Genomic DNA, 17,616 nt, shown 5'->3' with positions numbered 1-17,616 from the left:
TGGCTGTTCTCCGCGACCCGCGGAATTGCCGGGACAGGTGGTTATGCTTCCGCCCCGTAGCGCTTTGCTGCCCAGTCCCCCGGAGAAAACACGTGTCTGAAATCAGCGGATCCTCGATCCTTGTCACCGGCGCCACCGGTTCGTTCGGCAAGGCATTCCTGAAGTACGCGCTCACGCACCTCGACCCGCACCGCATCGTGGTGTTCTCCCGTGACGAGCTGAAGCAGTACGAGGTCCGGCAGACCTTCGGCGACGACCCCCGGCTGCGGTTCTTCCTGGGCGACATCCGCGACCGCGCGCGCTTGGACCGGGCCATGCACGGGATCGACCACGTGGTGCACGCGGCCGCCCTGAAGCAGGTCGACACCGCCGAGTACAACCCGTCGGAGTTCGTCGCGACGAACATCAACGGCACCCAGAACGTGATCGACGCGGCCATCCACGCCGAGGTCAAGAAGGTCGTCGCGCTCTCCACCGACAAGGCGTCCAGCCCGATCAACCTGTACGGCGCGACCAAACTGGCCGCCGACAAGATCGTGGTGGCCGGCAACCACTACGCCGCCACCCACCCGACCCGGCTGGCCGTGGTCCGTTACGGCAACGTGATGGGCAGCCGCGGCTCGGTGGTGCCGTTCTTCCGCAAGCTGGCGGCCGAGAACAAGAGCCTCCCGATCACCGACAAGCGGATGACCCGGTTCTGGATCACCCTGGACCAGGCGGTCGAGTTCGTCGTCAACTCGTTCGACGTGATGCGCGGCGGCGAGCTCTACGTGCCGCGGATCCCGAGCATGCGGATCCTCGACCTGGTCGAGGCGGTGGCCCCGGGCTCGCCGATCCACGAGATCGGCATGCGCCCGGGCGAGAAACTGCACGAGGAGATGATCGCGGCCGACGACAGCCGCCGCACGCTGCGCTTCAAGGACCGCTACGTGGTCCAGCCGGTCGCCGCGAGCTGGGGTTACCAGACGCCGGACGGTGGCGAGCAGGTCGCCGACGGCTTCAACTACCGCTCCGACAACAACGACCTGTGGCTCTCGGTCGACGAGATGCGCCACCTGCTGTCGGAGAAGTGATGCTGCCGTACGGACGCCAGTCCATCGCGCCGTCCGACGTGGACGCGGTGGTCGCCGCGCTGGGCAGCGACTGGCTGACCACCGGCCCCCGGGTCCGCGAGTTCGAGGCGGACCTGGAGCGGGTCGCCGGCGCGCCGTGCGTGACGGTCACCAACGGGACCACCGCGCTGCACGCCGCCTACGCCGCGGCCGGCATCGGCCGGGGCGACGAGGTGGTCACCACGCCGATGACGTTCGTGGCCACCGCCTCCGGCGCGGCCATGCTCGGCGCGACCGTGGTCTTCGCGGACATCGACGAGGACACCGCGAACCTGGACCCGGCCGCCGCCGAGGCCGCGGTGACCTCGCGTACCCGGGCGATCACCGCGGTCGACTACGCCGGCGTCCCGGCCGACTACGACCGGCTGCGCAAGCTCAGCGACAGCGCCGGCGCGGTGCTGATCGCGGACGCGGCGCACGCGATCGGCTCGACCTACCACGGCCGTCCGGTCGGCTCGGTCGCCGACCTGACCACGTTCTCGTTCTTCCCGACCAAGAACCTGACCACCGGGGAGGGCGGCGCGGTCGCCTCGATCCACCCCGACCTGGTGGAACGGGTCCGCACGTTCCGCACGGTCGGCATGGTGAAGCAGCCGGAGAAGCTGCGGCACGCCGACGAGGGCCGCTGGTTCTACGAGGTGCACGAGTTCGGCCTGAACTACCGGCTGCCGGACGTGCTCTGCGCGCTGGGCACCTCCCAGCTGCGCCGGCTGGACGCCTTCAAGGCTCGCCGCCGGTATCTCGCCGCCCGGTACGACGAGCTGCTCGCCGGCGTGCCGGGCCTGCGCCTGCCGGTCACCCCGGACGACGTCGACCCGATGCGGCACCTCTATCCGGTACGCGTGCTGGACGGCCGCCGCCGCGAGGTGTTCGACCGGCTGCACGCGGCCGGGATCGGGGTGCAGGTCAACTACATCCCGGTGTACTGGCACCCGGCGTTCGAGGATCTCGGGTACCGCCGGGGCATGTGCCCGGTCGCCGAGGCCTTCTACGCCGAGGAGATCTCCCTTCCGCTCTTCGTCGACCTCAGCGACGCCGAGCAGGATCGCGTCATCGACACCCTGCGCGGCATTCTCGGGAGTTGAGCCGTGCACCACGGCAACCATTTCTACGGCCACGCCCACGTTCTGGCCGAGTACTGCGGGCTCGACCCGGCGGACCCGCCCCGGATCGACGGCTACCTGCAACACGGCTGGAACGTGGTCGACGGGCTGGGGGCCGGCACGCCGTACGCGCCCGGCCTGCCGATCTTCGTCTGGTCCGAGCGGACCCGGCGGCGCGCGTGGTCGATGGGCCGCCCGCTGGCCACGGTGATCGGCGCACCCTTCCTCTACCTGCTGCGGTCCACACCGGACGCCGGCGAGCCGGCGCGGCGCGACGGCACCATCTGGTACCCGTTCCACGGCTGGGAGGGCCAGCACGTCAGCGGCGATCACCGGCGACTGATCGACGAGATCGTGGACACCGAGCCCGGCCCGATCACCTTCTGCCTGTACTGGCAGGAGTTCCGAGACGACCGGGTGCGGGCGTTCTACGAGCAGGCGGGCCGGGTGATCTGCCACGGCTACCGGGGCTACATGCGGATGCGGACGGACACCCGGTTCCTGCACCACCAGCTCGCCGAGCTGCGCCGGCACCGGCGGGTGGCGTCCAACCGGCTGAGCAGCGCGGTGCTCTACGGGGCGGTGGCCGGCTGCGAGCCCGCCGTCTACGGCGACCCGATGCGGCTGGCCTCGGAGGACACCGCCACCGCCACCCGGATCCGCCGGGAGTGGCCGGAGCTGCACGGGGTCGCGCCGGATCCGGTCGCGGCGCGGGTCACCGCGCTCGCCGAGCTCGGCGACGGCCACCTGGCCGGCCCGGCCGAGCTGCGCGCGATCCTGGGCTGGACCGCGCCCCGCGGCCGCGCCGCGGAGCAGCACACCGCGGCTCGGGAGGCGACCGCGTGATCCAGCTCATCGGCGGCGAGATGCCGGATTACGCCGAACAGCTCCCCCCGGCCGGCGGCCCGCTCCTGCGGCACCTGGTCGAACACCTTCCCACCGGCGCCCGGGTGCTGCTCGCCGGCCCGCACGATCCCGGCCTGGTCGCCGCGCTGGCCCCGGGCCGTGAGCTGACCTGCCTGGTCCGCTCGCACCCGGACGCGCTCGCCCAGGATGCGCGGGACGTGCCCGGGGTCCGGATCCTCTGCGGCACCCTGCCCAAGCTGACCGAGACCGATCGGTACGACGCGGTGCTCGCGCTGGACGGCGTGGCCCGGCTCTGCTCCCCGGAGGGCCCGCAACTCGACTGGCTGGACGCGGTCCGCGCGCTCAAGCGGGTGCTGCGCCCGGGCGGCGCGCTGCTGCTCACCGTGGAGAACGAGCTGGGTGTGCACCGGCTGGTCGACCCGGGCGCGGCGACCGCGGCACGGACCGAAGACGCCTGGCGGCCGCTCGGCGAGTTCGGCACCGCGCCGGGCCGGGCCGACCGGGTGGCGGCGGCACTGGACGCGGAGGGCCTGGTCGTCTCCGGTCTGGCGGCCGCCTGGCCGGCGGCACATCACCCGACGTTGCTGGTCACGCCGGAGACGCTGGGGCATGGGCCGGTGCACGCGCTCGCCGCGCTGGTCACGGCGGCGGTCGGGACGGCGTACGCGAATCGTCCTGTGCTCTGTGATCCTCGCCGGCTGGCCGGCGCGGCGGTCCGGCGCGGTCTGGGCGCGGAACTCGCACCGGCCTGGCTGGCCGTCGCCCACCGCGCCCCGATCGCGGCCCCGGCCGTGACGCTGCCCCCGGTGCTGCGCGCCGGACCGGGAACGATCACCGAGCTGACCGGCTCGCCGGAGGCCGGCTGGGCGCAGCGCACCGTCGGCCATCCCGGCGACCGGCCGCTGCCGTCGGAGCGGCCTCTTCCCACCGCGCAGCCTCGTCCGGCCGAGCGGCCTCTTACCGCCGAGCGGCCTCATATCGCAGAGCGGTCTCTTCCGGCCGAGCGGCCTCTTACCGCAGAGCGGCCTCTTCCGGCCGGGCGGTTGCTGGAGGAGCTGCTGCTCACCGCGGCGCTGCGGCATGAACTGCCGACCCTGCGGCGGCTGCTCACCGGCTGGATGGTCGCGCTGCCCACCGCCGACGCCGGCAACGTGCTGGTCGACGGCGACCGGTTCGCCCTGCTCGACCCGGACGCGCCGGACTGTCCCGACGCGCTGACCCGTTTCGCGCGGACACTGACCACCGGTGGCTACGCCCACCCGTGGCAGGCGATCGCCGACCTGCCCCGGCTCACCGCGATCCTGGCCGGCGCGGCCGGGCTGGACGAGCTCCCGGAGCAGTCCGAGGCGCAGGCCCTCCCGGACGGCCGCCGGGAGCACGAGGAACAGCTGTCGGCCCTGCGCCGGCGGCTGGCCGACGCCGAGGCCCGGGCCGGCTTCTTCGAGCACGAGCTGGAGAAACGGGACGCCGAGCTGGGCCGCGCCCGGATGCAGATCGCCGCGTTCAGCGGCGGCCTCGGCTACCGCGCCGCCAAGGCCGGGCTGGCCATGGCCCGCAAGGCCCGCAACCGACTCCGTCAACAGACCACCCGTCGATAGAAGCTAGGACGCACCGTGACGACGCTCGGCATCATCCAGGCCCGGATGGGCTCCACCCGCCTTCCCGGCAAGGTTCTGCGCCCGCTCGGCGGCCGGACCGTCCTGCACCGGGTGGTCCGCGCCGCCCGGGCCGGCGGGGTCCTCGACGACCTGGTCGTCGCGACCACCACCGAGGCCGCCGACGACGCGGTCGAGGCGGAGTGCGCCCGGATCGGGGTGGCCTGTCACCGCGGGCCGGTCGACGACGTGCTGACCCGGTTCCTCGGGGTGCTCGACGGGCGGGACGGGGTGGACACCGTGCTGCGGTTCACCGCCGACTGCCCGCTGCTCGACCCCTCGCTGGTGAGGCGAGCGTTCTCCGTCTTCGAGGCGTCCGGAGTGGACTATCTGACCACCTCGATCACTCGGACGCTGCCGCGCGGGCTGGACGTCGAGGTGGTCAAGGCCGGAGTGTTGCGGGAGATCGACGACCGGGCCACCGCGCATCACCGGACGCACGTGACGTCGTACATCTACTCGCACCCGGACGAGTTCGACGTGATCGGGCTGACCGTGCTGCCGGACCGGTCGCACCTGCGGCTGACCCTGGACACCGAGGACGACTGGAAGCTGATCGAGGCGATCGTCGACCGGTTCGGTGACCAGCCGGTCGGCCTCGGGACCGTCGCCGACTGGCTCGCCGAGCGTCCTGAACTGGTGGAGCTCAACGCGCACGTACACCAGAAGGAGCTCGCCCAGGCATGATCGACTGCACCGAGCGGCAGCGACCGCAACCGACCAGCGAACCCCGCCGGCGAGGGCCAGGAGAGCATGCCAAAGCAGGCACAGCATGATCGACTGCACCGAGCGGCAGCGACCGCAACCGACCAGCGAACCCCGCCGGCGAGGGCCAGGAGAGCATGCCAAAGCAGGCACAGCATGATCGACTGCACCGAGCGGCAGCCACCGCAACCGACCAGCGAACCCCGCACGCGAGGGCCACGAGAGCACGCCAAAGCAGGCACAGCATGATCGTCATCGGCATCCGGTGTGACGCGGGGCCGAAGATCGGGGTCGGGCACCTCGTGCGGTGCGTGGCGCTGGCCGAGGAGCTGACCGCGCGCGGCGTCGACGTGCACTTCCTCGCCGACCTGGGCGGGGTGGCGTGGGCCGGGGCGCAGCTCGACCAGCGCGGACTGCCCTGGCACCCGGCGCCCTACGACGAGGTGGGGCTGGTCGCCGCGGCGCGACGGCTGGGGCTGGACGGGCTGGTGGTGGACTCGTACACACTGCCGCCGCGGCACAGCGCGGCGGTCCGGGCGGCCGGGATCCCGGTGCTGGCCATCGTCGACGGGGACACCCGCGGGCAGAGCGCCGACATCTACGTCGACCAGAACCTGGACACCGCGCTGAAGGCCGACGGGGAGATGCTGATCGGGCTCGACTACGCGCTGCTGCGCTCGGCGGTGCGCGAGCTGCGACCGATCGCGGCGCCGGTGCACGGCGCTGTGCGTACCCCGAAGGTCGTCGCTTTTTTCGGCGGCACCGACGCCTACCGTGCCGCGCCGCAGGTCGCGCGGCTGCTCGCGGACACCGGCGTGCCCTTCGAGGCGACCGTGGTGGCCGCCGACGACGGCCTGCGCGCCGACCTGCTCGCCGTCCCGCCCGGGCCCGGGCAGCGGTTCGAGATCATCGCGCCCACCGACCACCTGCCGAAACTGCTGGCCGGCGCCGACCTGGTGGTCAGTGCCAGCGGCACGTCGACCTGGGAGCTGCTCTGCCTCGGGCGGGCGGCCGCGCTGGTCTGGGTGGTCGACAACCAGATACTCGGGTACGACAAGACGATCGCCCGTGGATACGCCGCCGGACTGGGCCGGCTGGGCGCGTTCGACGTCACCGCCGTCGACGTGCTGCGCACGCTGCTCACCGACCCGGCCGCACGCACCGCCCTGGCCGCCGCCGGCTGGGCCGCCGTCGACGGCGACGGCGTGCGGCGGGTGGCCGACGCCCTGCTCAGTACGGCGCGGTCACGTCGATGACGACCTTGCCCACGACGTGGTTCTCCACCGCCTCGTGGGCCTCGGCCACCCGGTCGAGAGGGAACCGGATGATCGGCAGGCCGTACTCCTCGCCGACCCGGAACGCGCCCGCGTTCACCGCCTCGGCGACCGCCGCCACCGCGTGCGCCTTCTCCTCCGGCCTGGTCGTGTAGGTCAGCACGAAGTCCAGGCTGGCGTTTTTCAGCATGGCCTTGAAGCTGGGCACGGTGATCTTGCCGCCGACGTAGATCGCGATGTTGCCGCTGGGGGCGATCACGTCCAGGTCCAGGTCGAGGTTCTCGGTGTTCACCTCGACGATCAGGTGCGGGCCGGTCGTGCTCAGCTCGCGGATCCGGGCGGCCACGTCCTCCTCGCGGTAGTCGATCACCGCGTCGGCGCCGGCCGCGGTTGCCAGCACCGCTTTCTCCTTGCTGCTCACCGTGGTCAGGACGGTCGCGCCGGCCCACTTGGCGAGCTGGATCGCGGCGTTGCCGACCGCACCGGCGCCACCCGCGACCAGCACGGTCCGCCCGGCCAGGGCGCCCGGCGCCAGCCGGGCCGGGCCGTCGGCGGCCACCGTGAGGCAGCGGTGCGCGGTCAGCGCCGGGATGCCCAGGGCCGCGCCGACCTCGAACGCGACGTCGTCGTTCATCCGGACCACCTGGTGGCGGGGCAGGACCACGTACTCCTGAGCGGTGCCGTTCGCCCGGCCGTAACCGGCGTCCCACACCCAGACCCGGTCGCCCGGCTCCAGGTCGCCGACCCCCTCGCCGAGGGCGTCGACCACGCCGGCACCGTCCTGGTTCGGCACACGGGGCGGGGCGACGCCGTCCGGCACACCGCGGCCGGCCCGGGTGCCGGTGTCGGTCGGGTTCACCGCCGACAGCACGATCCGGACCCGCACCTCCCCGGCCGCGGCCAGCGGAAGCCCGCGTTCGGCGATCTCCAGGACGGCGGAGGCGGGACCGGGCTCGGCGAAGACGGCAGCGCGCATTCCCCCACCCTATGCCGCCTCAGAGCGCCCGGCGCATGGCCAGACGCGGCCACTCGTCCAGCCCGTGCGCGGCCTCCTCGGCCCGGATCGCGCGCAGCCCCGGGGTCAGTTCGGCGTCCGGCAGGCGGTGGAACCCGAGCCGCTCGTAATACGGCGCGTTCCACGGGACGTCGGCGAACGTGGTCAGGGTGAGCGCCGTCGAGCCGTGCTCCCGCCCCCAGGCGGCGACCCGCTCGATCAGCGCCGCGCCGAGCCGGCGACCGGCCGCCACGGGATGCACCGAGACCTGTTCCAGATGCGCGAGGCCGTCGACCCACAGGGCCAGCGCGTAGCCGATGGCCCGATCCGTTTCGTCAACAGCCACCCAGGCCCGGTCGTCCGACAGGTATCCCCGCAGCTCCGCATCGGAAAACGGATCATCACCGGCGACCCGGTCCATGTGCAGCTCCAGGAACAGCCGTCCGGCCTCCACCTCGATCCGCTGCATCTCCGGAACGTCGGTCTCGCGAGCCACTCTGATCACTCCAGGATTCAAACCCACAACGGCTCAGCGGTTCCAGCACCGGGCCGAAGAGGAGAAGGCACGTCGTTGCCCGTCCAGGAGGTCCGCGTGTTCACCGTTCTTATCGCCGACGACGAGGCCGACCATCGCGACCTCCTCACGCTCGCCCTGCGCCGCATCGGTTACGAGGTCGTGACCGCCGCCGACGCCCCCACGGCGCTGACCGCGCTGGCCGGCGGCGGCATCGACGCCGCCCTGATCGACGTCCGGATGCCCGGCCTGTCGGGTATCGAGTTGTGCGCCCGGATCCGCAGCGACCCCGCTCTGGAGGCCTTGCCGATCATGGTGGTCAGCGCGGACGTGCACCGCAGTCAGGTGACCGCCGCGTTGCACGCCGGGGCCGACGACTACCTGGCCAAGCCGTTCTCCCGGGACGAGCTGGTCACCCGGCTGGGCGACCTGCTGCGCCGCCCGGGCTGCGGGGCCGTCCGCTCGGCGGCCGCGGCGCGGGCCGCGCTGGCCGCCGCCCGGCACGCGGTCCCGACCCCGATGCCGGCCACCCGGCACGCGGAGATCCCGGTCCGGCACATCGCCTGACCCGCCCCGGACCGGCTGCGGCGTAGGGTCGCGGAATGGAACCGGTCCGATACGGCACCGCCGCCGGCCGCTGGGTGCTGCTGGCCACGGTGCTCGGCTCCAGCCTGGCGTTCGTCGACGCCACCGTGGTCAACCTGGCGCTGCCGGAGCTCGGCCGCGATCTCGGCGCGACCGCCGCCGGTCTGCAATGGACGATCAACGGTTACGGTCTCGCGCTCGCCTCCCTGATCCTGGTCGGCGGCTCGCTCGGCGACCGCCTGGGCCGTAAACGGGTGTTCCTGGCCGGCGTCTCCTGGTTCGCGGTGGCCTCCCTGCTCTGCGGCCTGGCCCCGAGCATCGAGCTGCTGGTCGCCGCCCGGATCCTGCAAGGCATCGGCGGCGCGCTGCTCACCCCCGGCGCCCTCGCCATCCTGGAGGCGTCGTTCGCGTCCGGCGACCGCGCCCGCGCGATCGGCGCCTGGTCCGGCCTGGGCGGTGTCGGCGGCGCGCTCGGCCCGTTCCTCGGCGGCTGGCTGCTGGAGCTCGGCAGCTGGCGGTACCTCTTCCTGATCAACGTGCCGGTCGCCGCGCTGGTCCTCTGGGTCGGCGGCCGGCACGTGCCGGAGTCGCGGGACCCGTCCGCGGCCCGCCGGTTCGACGTGGCCGGCCTGGTCACCGGCGTGGTCGGGCTGGCCGGCCTGACCTACGGCTTCACCGCCTGGCCGGCACACGGCGCGGGTCACCCGACGGTGCTGATCCCGCTGGTCGCCGGGGTGCTGGGACTGGCCGCCTTCGTCCGGGCGGAGATGCGCTCGGCGCATCCGATGGTCCCGCCGGAGATCTTCCGGCATCGCGCCTTCACCGGCGCCAACCTGGTCACCTTCCTGGTGTACGCGGCCAACGGCGGCGTGTTCTTCCTGGTGGTGGTCAACCTCCAGGTCGTCGCCGGATACCCGGCGCTGGCCGCCGGCCTGGCCATGCTCCCGGTCACCCTGATCATGCTGCTGTTCTCGGCCCGGGGCGGCGCGCTCGGCCAGCGGATCGGCCCGCGCATCCCGATGACCGCCGGCCCGCTCGTCTGCGCGGCGGCCCTGCTGCTGATGTCCCGGATCGGGCCGGACGCCGACTATCCGACCGAGGTGCTGCCGGGCGTGCTGCTCTTCGGGGCGGGGCTGGCGCTGCTGGTCGCCCCGCTCACCGCCACCGCGCTGGGCGCCCTGGACGACGCGCACGCCGGGATCGCCTCCGGCGTCAACAACGCGGTCGCCCGGGCGGCCGGCCTGCTCGCGGTCGCGGTGCTGCCGCTCGCGGCCGGGCTGGGCTCGGGGTCGCTCACCGAGCCCGCCCAGCTCCAGCCGGTGTATCGCAACGCCATGCTGATCTGCGCCGGGCTGCTGGCCGCCGGGGCGCTGGCCGCGTACCTGACGATCCCCGGGCGCCCGGCCGCACCGGTGCCGAACCACCGATTCTGCGACCCGGCCGCGCCGCCGGTCAGAAGTGCGCGACGATCCGCCGAGACGGCCCGTCCACAGTGATCCGCCCGCCGTACGGCAGCACCCACTGCGGGTCGGTGTGTCCGAAGTCGACGCCGAAGACGACCATCGCCTCCGGGTGATAGTCGGCGAACGCCCGCAGGATCGCCGCACGCTGCTCGTCGCGGTACGTCGACCGCTCGGCGACCGGGCGCGGGCTGGTGAACACGGTGGCCTTCGCGGTGCCGGCCAGCACCGCCGGGAACTGCTGGAGCAGGCCGCGCTCGCCGAAGTTGCGGAGCATCCGGAACCTCCTCGGCCGGCGGCATCTCCTCGGAGGTCTCCAGCAGCAGCACGCCGCCGGCGTAGTCACCGACCGGCCGGAGCCACCGGCTCGCCGCCAGGTTCCAGTGCAGGATCTCCAGGTTGCCGCCCCAGGCCGGGCCGGTCACCACCCGGTCCGGCCGGTGCCAGACCCGGCCCGGGTGCGGCACCGGCGCCGGCAAACCGGTCTGCGCGGCCGGCTGTGCCCAGTCCGTCTCCTCCTCGCTGAACTCGGCGACCGGCTCGATCACCAGGTCGCCGCCGTCGAAGAGGGCGGCCCGCAGCGAGGCCAGGTGCACCCGGTCGCCGGGACGCAGTTTCGGGGGCATCCGGAGATTGATCGGCATGCCCCCGATTCTGCGCTAGGCCACCTTCGCGGTGCCCAGTTCTTTTCCGTTGCTGTCGGTGATCACGATGGCGGACACGTCGGTCGCCTTGATCGAGCTGGCGCCGCTCACCTTCGCCGTGTGCTCCGGTGTCTCGCCCCAGGCGGCGGCCTGCTCCATCGTGCCGTCGGTCCGTTTGACCATGCAGAAGAAGGGCGCCTTGCCCTCCATCCGGCTCATGTTCAGCGCGATCTCCACCCCCCAGGCCTTGGGCGTGAGCGTCGCTTGGCCGCCCAGCCCGTTACCGGTGGTCGGCACGAAGTTCGCGGTGGTGACCCCGGCCGCCACCGGCGGTTTCTGCTCCGGGCCGCCCGGCGTCCCGTTGTTGCTGAGGACGCCGTACCCGATCGCGCCGGCCGCGATCAGCGCCACCGAGGCGGCGGCCAGCCACCGCACCCGGCTGACCCGGGTCTCCCGGGTCTTCTCCGCCCGCATCCGGCTGAGCAGGTTCTCGATGTTCTGCGGTGTCGGCCGCGCGGCCGGGGCGACCGTGAGCGGCGGAAGATCACCACCTATCTGCCGGGCATCCGGCAGATGCTGGAGCATTTCCGGTACGGGTGCCAGCCGGTCCAGCTCAGCCCGGCAGTCGGCGCAGTCGTGCAGGTGCGCGTCCAGCCGATCGGTGTCCGCCTCGTCCAGCCCACCGAGCAGATAGCCACCCAGCAAGCGGTGGAGGTTGTCGTGTTCGTCGAGGTCGCTCATGCCGCACCTCCACTCCGCAGCATCCCCATCTCCTCGAATACCGCGCGGAGCGCACGGACCGCGTAGTAGGCGCGCGATTTCACCGTGCCTTCCGGCACCGAGAGTCGTCGTGCCGCATCGGCCACGCTCTGGCCCTCGTAGTACATCGCCTGTATCACCGCCCGATGCTCCGGGGAGAGCCGTTCCAGCGCTTCCGCGACCAGCCAGCCCTCCACCATCTGATCCACATTGTCCGCCGACGGCACGGAGTTGACCGCGGTCTCGTCGGAGACCAGCCGCGGGCGGCGCTGTTCCGCACGCCAGGCGTTGGTCACCACGTTACGAGCGATGGTGAGCAGGTACGACCTGGTTCGCCCGGGTTCCGGGTCGAGGTGGTCGATGTGCTTCCAGGCCCGTAACAGCGTCTCCTGTACCAGGTCCTCGGCCTTGTGCCGATCGGAGACGTATCGCGAGACGAAATTGATCAGCACGGAGTAGTGCTCCGTGTAGAGCGCGGTCATCAGTTGCTCGTCGGGGCTCACCCGTCGCTTCATCGGCGCCAGCTCCCCTCGGGTTCCGCCCGGCCACCCGGATGTACATCCTGGCACGGCAACCGGTTCACCGCGGGGTCGAAGAACCGCAAAACGTCGATGCCCGATCCCTTACGAGGGACCGGGCATCGTCCGGTTGAGCTGCGAAGATCAATTACCCACAGGCACCGGGGCCGCCGTAGCGGAACGTCCGGTTGCTGAGCGCGGTGACGTTGTAGTACTCGCTCGTGCTGCGCACGAACATCTCCACGGCCGGGCCGTTCAGGTACGCCAGACTCCCGATCCGGGCGGCGGTCCCGTCGGTCGACGGCTTCCCGTTGCCCATCTGGGTGCACGGCTTGCCGGAGGCCGCGGCCACCTCACCGAAGACCTGGACCAGCCCACTCTTGGAGAAGTCGACGTCACCCCAGAGCTTGACCGGGAAGTACCCCACCCACTCCGTGTCGTACGCGATCCACCAGGCGCCGTTGAAGTACTGGATGCCGAACCGCTTGGCGGTGTCCATCGGCAGGGTGTCGCCGGCGATGGCGGTCTTGCTGTACTGCACGAAGCCGCAGCCGTTGTAGCAGGACGTCTCCCGGTTGACCCAGTGGTAGACGAACAGGTGCGGGTCGTCGTCCCCGTTCACCACCCGGTCCACGTTCCACCCGACCTCGACGATCTGCTTGCCGTCCGCGGACTGCACCGCGATCTCGGCTAGCGTGTGATAGTCGCTCTTGTCGAGCACCGGCTTGTTGATCGTCAGGTTGGCGTAGACGCCGTCCGTGACGGCGGCCTGCGAACCGACGTTGTAGTGGAAGTTCACCGTCGGCGCGGAGCTGGTCGGCGACGCGGACGGGGTCGGGTCGGCGGTGGACGGGGTGGAGGCGGACGGCTCCGGCGGGACCACGTTGGTCTTCGCCGACTTGAGGAACGTGCCCCTGGCGGTCCGGCCCTTCGGCGCGTACTCCGGCTCGGGGTGGTCGGCGCCCGCGTCCGGGGCGGCCACGCTCAGCCCGGCCGTCTTCAGCGACCGGCTGGTGGCGCCGTCGCGGCCACGCCTGACCCGCTGCGGCCGCTCCCCCCACGGCAGGATCTCCGGCGGCGTCACGGCGGCCGGCGCCGCCGCGGGCGCGATCGCGTCCGGGATCTGCTCAGCGCCCGCGTTGAGGGTGGAGGCGACTCCGATCGCACCGATCACCGCAACAGCGAGGCCGGCGGCGAGCAGACCGCGGCGTGACTTCAACACGTGTCCGTCCTCGTTCATCGCAGGGGCTGGGGGAACCGGCTCACCATATAGCTTTCTCAATTGCCCAGGGACGTCCTGACCAGGAACTCTGCCGTAACGGCTGAGGCCGTCGGCCATTCCGGTGACAACCGGACCACTTTGTTCCACGCAGCGTGTTCCTACCAATGCGTATCGAAGTTTTTCGCATCAGGTCACGAAAGAGGCAAAGCCGTTTATGCCTCTTTCGGGGGACGCGCCGGATCCGGGAAAGTCACCCGCCCGCCGAAGATCTGTGATAAAACCTATCTTGCCGATAGGTTATGTATGTCAGACCAAGGGGGGTACCCATGAGCGCCGCCACCGCTGTCCGCCTCGACCATCTCGCCGTCGCGCGGCAATTCGCCAACGCGCCGGAGGGGTGGGTGGTGCCGCCCCGGTTCGACCCGGCCGAGCGGTGGTACCACCGGCTGGCGGTCGCTGACGACTACGAGGTCTGGCTGCTCACCTGGCTGCCCGGGCAGCAGACCGAGTTGCACGACCACGGCGGCTCGGCCGGCGCCTTCCACGTCTACAGCGGCACCCTCACCGAGGACACCGTCGGCGGTCCCGCGGACGCGCCCCGGGTGGTCACCCGCGACCTCGGCGAGGGGGCCGGCCGCCGGTTCGGCGAGCACCACGTGCACCGGATCGTCAACCGCGGCCTGGACCCGGCGATCAGCATCCACGTCTACGGCCCGGCGCTGACCAGCATGACGAAGTACCGCCTCGGCCCGGCCGGCCTGGAGACCCTCAGCGTCGAGCGGGCCGGTGCGCAGTGGTGACCGCCGCCCCGCCCGGCGCCCGGAGCATCGCCGAGATCCTCGACGAGGCCCGCGCCCGGCTGGTCCGGCTCGGCCCGGCCGAGACCGACGCAGCGGTCCGTGACGGCGCGGTCCTGATCGACATCCGCCCGGCCGCCCAGCGCGCCGAGCACGGCGAGATCCCGGGCGCCCTGATCATCGAACGCAACGTGCTGGAGTGGCGCCTCGATCCGCGCAGCGACGCCCGCCTGCCGTTCGCCGACCGCTACGACCTCCAGGTGATCATCACCTGCCAGGAGGGATACACCAGCAGCCTGGCCGCCGCCGCTCTCCAGGACCTCGGCCTGCACCGCGCCACCGACCTGGCCGGCGGCTTCAAGGCCTGGCGGGAAGCCGGTCTCCCGACAGTTTGAGAAAAGCGGGCACCGGTGAGCAACGTCTCATCCGGTGGGTTCCCTGACGACGTGCCGGGCGAGGCCGTCGATCAGCAGGTCCAGACCCCACTCGAAGCGCTCCTGCACGGTGCCCGAGGTCATCGCGTCCGGGTTGGCCCGCAGATAGGGGAACCGCTCGTCGGGCAGGTCCGCGAAATACTCCTTCAGCTCGGCCTTGACCTGCTGCTCCGCCTCATCCTTGGACTGGTTGAGGTGGCGTTTGCGGGCGCGCCAGATCGAGTTCTCATACGCGTCCGCGGTGACGTACAGAAAGATCCGCTCGATCGACCAGGCACCGTAGTGCGGCGGCATCCCGCCCTGGATCAGCAGGCCGAGCATCCACTCCGAGGCGCGTAACGCGTTCGGCCCGGTGGGGATCGAGGCGAGCGCGACGCGAGCCAGGTCGTTGTGCGCCTGGAGGATCTCGTGCGTCTCCAGCATCAGCTGCCTGATCTGCGCCTGCCAGCGGCCGGGCTCCCGGGCCGGCAGCTCGATCTCGCCGCAGACCCGGTCGAACATCAGCCGGAGCAGCTCGTCCTTGTTGGCCACGTGCGCGTAGAGGCTGGACGGGCCGGTGCCGAACTCGGCGGCGACCCGCCGGGTGCTGACCGCGTCGATGCCCTCGGCGTCACTGATCCGCAGCGCGGCGTCGATGATCTGCTCGCGGTCGAGCTGCACGCGGGCCGGCTGCCGGTCGGGGAGCGGGCTCCAGGGGGAGGTCTTCATCGCTTCCTAATTTAGTTGACACGAACAGTGTTCGCCACTAGAACAGTGTTCGTGACGACGAACAGTGTTCAAACAGAGACGACGGCACCCGAGGCGGCCTACCGCTATCGGTGGATCGCGCTCTTCGTGATTCTCGCGGTCGAGGTGATGGACCTGCTCGACGCGCTGGTCACCACGATCGCCGGTCCGGTGATCCGGACCGAGCTCGGCGGGTCGTACAGCCTGATCCAGTGGCTCGGCGCGGCATACACCCTGGCCATGGCCATCGGCCTGCTCACCGGTGGCCGGCTGGGCGACATCTACGGCCGCCGCCGGATGTTCCTGATCGGCGCGGCCGGCTTCACCCTGGCCTCGCTGGCCTGCGCACTGGCCCCGTCGCCGGGCGTGCTGGTCGGCGCGCGGACCGTGCAGGGCCTGTTCGGCGCGCTGATGCTGCCGCAGGGCCTGGGCATGCTGCGGGAGATGTTCGGCCCGGCCGAGCGGGCCAAGGCGTTCGGCGCGTTCGGCCCGGTGATGGGCCTCGCCTCGGTCGGCGGCCCGATCCTGGCCGGCTGGCTGGTCGACGCGGACTACTTCGGCACCGGCTGGCGGATGATCTTCTTCATCAACCTGCCGCTCGGCGTCTTCGCGGTGATCGGCGCCATCCGGTTCCTGCCCGAGTCCCGCCTGGAACGCGCTCCGAAGCTCGACGGACTCGGCGTGGTGTTCGCCGCGGTCGGCGCGTTCCTGCTGCTCTTCCCACTGGTGCAGGGCCGGGAGCTGGACTGGCCGGTGTGGACGTTCGGGATGCTGGCGCTCGGCGTGGTGGCGTTCGGGCTGTTCGCGGTCTACGAGGGTCGCCGGGACAAGCGCGGGCTCGACCCGCTGGTCACCCCGAGCCTGTTCCGCAAGCGGGCGTTCACCGGCGGCCTGGCCCTGGGCCTGATGTTCTTCGCCTCGCTGATCGGCACCGGCCTGGTCTTCACGTTCTACCTCCAGATCGGCCTGGGTTACACCCCGCTCAAGGCCGGCCTCACCACGCTGCCGCAGGCGCTCGGCATGGTGGCCGGCTTCATCGTGGCCGGCGCCGGACTGGCCGAGAAGATGGGCCGCAAACTGCTCCAGCTCGGCACCCTCGTGATGGTCCTCGGCACCGTGGCCTTCGCCGGCACCGTGCACTGGGCCGGCGCGGACATCACGCCGTGGCACATGATCCCGGCGCTGCTGCTGCTCGGCATCGGCATGGGCCTGGCGATGGCGCCGTTCTTCGGCATCGTGCTGGCCGGCGTCGACGACGAGGAGAGCGGCTCGGCGTCCGGGGCGATCACCTCGGTGCAGCAGCTCGGCGGGGCGTTCGGCATCGCGGTGCTCGGCACGATCTTCTTCGCGCTGCTGCCCGGAGCGGTCGGGCGGCACGTGGACAGCTCGGCGGACTCGCTGCGTGGGGTGCCGGCGGCCGCGATCAGTGGACTGCGGGACTGCCTGACCGATCGGGTGGCCGAGGAGAATCCGGACGTCACGCCGCCGTCCTGCCGGTCCGCCGGTGGGCCCGCCTCGCCCGAGCTGACGGCTTACGCCGCCGAGCAGGTGCGGGCCGGCTTCGAGGACACCACCGTCCGGACCTCCGGGGTGTCCCTGCTGCTCCTGCTCGCCGCCTTCGGGCTGAGCTTCCTGATGCCCCGGCAGGGAAAGCCGGAGGGCGATCACTTGGGGTAAACCACCCCGCTACGGCCGCTGTACAGGTGCCGGGTGCCGTCGGCCTCGTAGCCCGTGTTCGGCGCGTCCAGCCAGACGACGTAGGGCGCGCCCGGGATCAGCCCGGTGATCGTGGCGCTGATGGTGCAGCCGGTGCCGGCCGGGACGTTCTTCCACACCGGCGCCGGCTGGGCGCCGGAGACCAGTTTCTGCGGGACGGCGGTGACCCGGTAGTTCGAGTCGTACTGCCGGGGCCACTCCACCTTGAAGCCGCCCGCGATCGGGGTCACCGCCACCGGGATCAGCACCGGATCGGTGGCCGGCCAGGCCTTGGTGCAACTCGGGTTCGCCGACGGCAGCGACGCGGTCACCCCGGCGGTCGGGCGGGCACTGCCCAGCGACGGCGTCGGGCTCGGGGTGGCGCTGCCGGAGACCAGCACCGACCAGGTGCCGCCGGGACTGGGCGCGGAGGCCGTCGCCGGGGTCGTCCCGGAGCCGGAACCGGAGCCGCATCCGGCGGTCACCAGCGCGGCCGCCAGCACCAGCCCGGTCTTGACGCGCCGCATCCCGGCCCCTCCCGCTCGGTCCCCC

Annotated in this window: 19 protein-coding genes; 11 read left to right on the top strand and 8 right to left on the bottom strand. The window is 72.0% G+C overall.

Annotation, left to right across the window (positions count from 1 at the left end; translation table 11 throughout):
- Positions 1 to 92: 92 nt before the first annotated feature.
- From pseB to Aiant_RS23085, 6 genes are all read left to right on the top strand, one after another.
- Positions 93 to 1,073, top strand: coding sequence for a UDP-N-acetylglucosamine 4,6-dehydratase (inverting) (gene pseB, locus Aiant_RS23110; protein ID WP_189334620.1), 981 nt, complete (start codon positions 93 to 95; stop codon positions 1,071 to 1,073).
- The gene (locus Aiant_RS23105) at positions 1,073 to 2,197 is read left to right on the top strand and encodes a DegT/DnrJ/EryC1/StrS family aminotransferase (RefSeq protein WP_189334619.1); all 1,125 of its coding nucleotides are present in this window, start codon (positions 1,073 to 1,075) and stop codon (positions 2,195 to 2,197) included. The genes pseB and Aiant_RS23105 overlap by 1 nt, the downstream gene beginning before the upstream one ends.
- A 3-nt stretch (positions 2,198 to 2,200) precedes the next feature.
- Positions 2,201 to 3,061 (top strand): hypothetical protein, encoded by an 861-nt coding sequence (locus Aiant_RS23100; protein WP_189334618.1) that lies wholly within the window; start codon positions 2,201 to 2,203, stop codon positions 3,059 to 3,061.
- Complete coding sequence (locus tag Aiant_RS23095; RefSeq protein WP_189334617.1) at positions 3,058 to 4,680, top strand: class I SAM-dependent methyltransferase; 1,623 nt, start codon at positions 3,058 to 3,060, stop codon at positions 4,678 to 4,680. Before Aiant_RS23100 ends, Aiant_RS23095 begins: the two co-directional genes overlap by 4 nt.
- A 45-nt stretch (positions 4,681 to 4,725) precedes the next feature.
- Entirely contained in the window at positions 4,726 to 5,424 is a 699-nt protein-coding gene (locus Aiant_RS23090; RefSeq protein ID WP_229831029.1) for a cytidylyltransferase domain-containing protein, read from the top strand.
- Between the two features lie 263 nt (positions 5,425 to 5,687).
- Entirely contained in the window at positions 5,688 to 6,698 is a 1,011-nt protein-coding gene (locus tag Aiant_RS23085; RefSeq protein WP_189334615.1) for a PseG/SpsG family protein, read from the top strand.
- On the opposite strand, the gene Aiant_RS23080 is transcribed toward Aiant_RS23085, so the two are convergent.
- Positions 6,673 to 7,692 carry an NADPH:quinone reductase gene (locus Aiant_RS23080; RefSeq protein WP_189334614.1) on the bottom strand — a complete coding sequence of 340 codons (1,020 nt, stop codon included), beginning with the start codon at positions 7,690 to 7,692 and terminating at the stop codon, positions 6,673 to 6,675. The genes Aiant_RS23085 and Aiant_RS23080 overlap by 26 nt on opposite strands.
- Positions 7,693 to 7,711: 19 nt before the next feature.
- Positions 7,712 to 8,215, bottom strand: coding sequence for a GNAT family N-acetyltransferase (locus Aiant_RS23075; protein WP_189334613.1), 504 nt, complete (start codon positions 8,213 to 8,215; stop codon positions 7,712 to 7,714).
- 87 nt (positions 8,216 to 8,302) lie between these two features.
- Here Aiant_RS23075 and Aiant_RS23070 point away from each other — a divergent pair, with 87 nt between their 5' ends.
- Positions 8,303 to 8,791, top strand: a complete 489-nt coding sequence (locus Aiant_RS23070) for a response regulator transcription factor (protein WP_189334612.1) — start codon at positions 8,303 to 8,305, stop codon at positions 8,789 to 8,791.
- A gap of 35 nt (positions 8,792 to 8,826) precedes the next feature.
- On the top strand, positions 8,827 to 10,305 hold the full coding sequence (locus Aiant_RS23065; RefSeq protein ID WP_189334611.1) for a DHA2 family efflux MFS transporter permease subunit: 1,479 nt from the start codon (positions 8,827 to 8,829) through the stop codon (positions 10,303 to 10,305).
- On the opposite strand, the gene Aiant_RS45880 is transcribed toward Aiant_RS23065, so the two are convergent.
- The 4 genes from Aiant_RS45880 to Aiant_RS23045 form a co-directional block, all read right to left on the bottom strand.
- Complete coding sequence (locus tag Aiant_RS45880; protein WP_229831008.1) at positions 10,262 to 10,546, bottom strand: hypothetical protein; 285 nt, start codon at positions 10,544 to 10,546, stop codon at positions 10,262 to 10,264. The two genes, Aiant_RS23065 and Aiant_RS45880, sit on opposite strands and share 44 nt — an antisense overlap.
- A 382-nt stretch (positions 10,547 to 10,928) precedes the next feature.
- Entirely contained in the window at positions 10,929 to 11,654 is a 726-nt protein-coding gene (locus tag Aiant_RS23055) for a zf-HC2 domain-containing protein (RefSeq protein ID WP_189334610.1), read from the bottom strand.
- Positions 11,651 to 12,187 (bottom strand): sigma-70 family RNA polymerase sigma factor, encoded by a 537-nt coding sequence (locus Aiant_RS23050; RefSeq protein ID WP_189334609.1) that lies wholly within the window; start codon positions 12,185 to 12,187, stop codon positions 11,651 to 11,653. Before Aiant_RS23050 ends, Aiant_RS23055 begins: the two co-directional genes overlap by 4 nt.
- A 151-nt stretch (positions 12,188 to 12,338) precedes the next feature.
- Positions 12,339 to 13,412 carry a neprosin family prolyl endopeptidase gene (locus Aiant_RS23045; protein WP_229831004.1) on the bottom strand — a complete coding sequence of 358 codons (1,074 nt, stop codon included), beginning with the start codon at positions 13,410 to 13,412 and terminating at the stop codon, positions 12,339 to 12,341.
- 326 nt (positions 13,413 to 13,738) lie between these two features.
- Between Aiant_RS23045 and Aiant_RS23040 the strand changes: the two genes are divergently transcribed.
- Both Aiant_RS23040 and Aiant_RS23035 read left to right on the top strand, forming a co-directional pair.
- Positions 13,739 to 14,212, top strand: a complete 474-nt coding sequence (locus Aiant_RS23040; protein WP_189334607.1) for a cysteine dioxygenase — start codon at positions 13,739 to 13,741, stop codon at positions 14,210 to 14,212.
- Positions 14,209 to 14,604: a rhodanese-like domain-containing protein gene (locus Aiant_RS23035; protein WP_189334606.1), complete on the top strand. Its 396-nt coding sequence runs from the start codon at positions 14,209 to 14,211 to the stop codon at positions 14,602 to 14,604. Before Aiant_RS23040 ends, Aiant_RS23035 begins: the two co-directional genes overlap by 4 nt.
- A gap of 27 nt (positions 14,605 to 14,631) precedes the next feature.
- On the opposite strand, the gene Aiant_RS23030 is transcribed toward Aiant_RS23035, so the two are convergent.
- Positions 14,632 to 15,351: a TetR/AcrR family transcriptional regulator gene (locus Aiant_RS23030; protein WP_189334605.1), complete on the bottom strand. Its 720-nt coding sequence runs from the start codon at positions 15,349 to 15,351 to the stop codon at positions 14,632 to 14,634.
- 51 nt (positions 15,352 to 15,402) lie between these two features.
- On the opposite strand from Aiant_RS23030, the gene Aiant_RS23025 reads away from it, so the two are divergent.
- A complete protein-coding gene (locus Aiant_RS23025; RefSeq protein WP_189334604.1) occupies positions 15,403 to 17,046 on the top strand; it encodes a DHA2 family efflux MFS transporter permease subunit in 1,644 nt (547 codons plus the stop codon).
- Here the strand turns inward: Aiant_RS23025 and Aiant_RS23020 are convergent.
- Positions 17,034 to 17,591 carry a hypothetical protein gene (locus tag Aiant_RS23020; RefSeq protein ID WP_189334603.1) on the bottom strand — a complete coding sequence of 186 codons (558 nt, stop codon included), beginning with the start codon at positions 17,589 to 17,591 and terminating at the stop codon, positions 17,034 to 17,036. The two genes, Aiant_RS23025 and Aiant_RS23020, sit on opposite strands and share 13 nt — an antisense overlap.
- Positions 17,592 to 17,616: the final 25 nt, after the last annotated feature.

This window comes from Actinoplanes ianthinogenes (assembly GCF_018324205.1).
GTDB classification, from domain to species: Bacteria; Actinomycetota; Actinomycetes; order Mycobacteriales; family Micromonosporaceae; genus Actinoplanes; species Actinoplanes ianthinogenes.
Note: the sequence above shows the minus strand (reverse complement) of the source record. Positions and strands in the feature narration are given on the sequence as shown.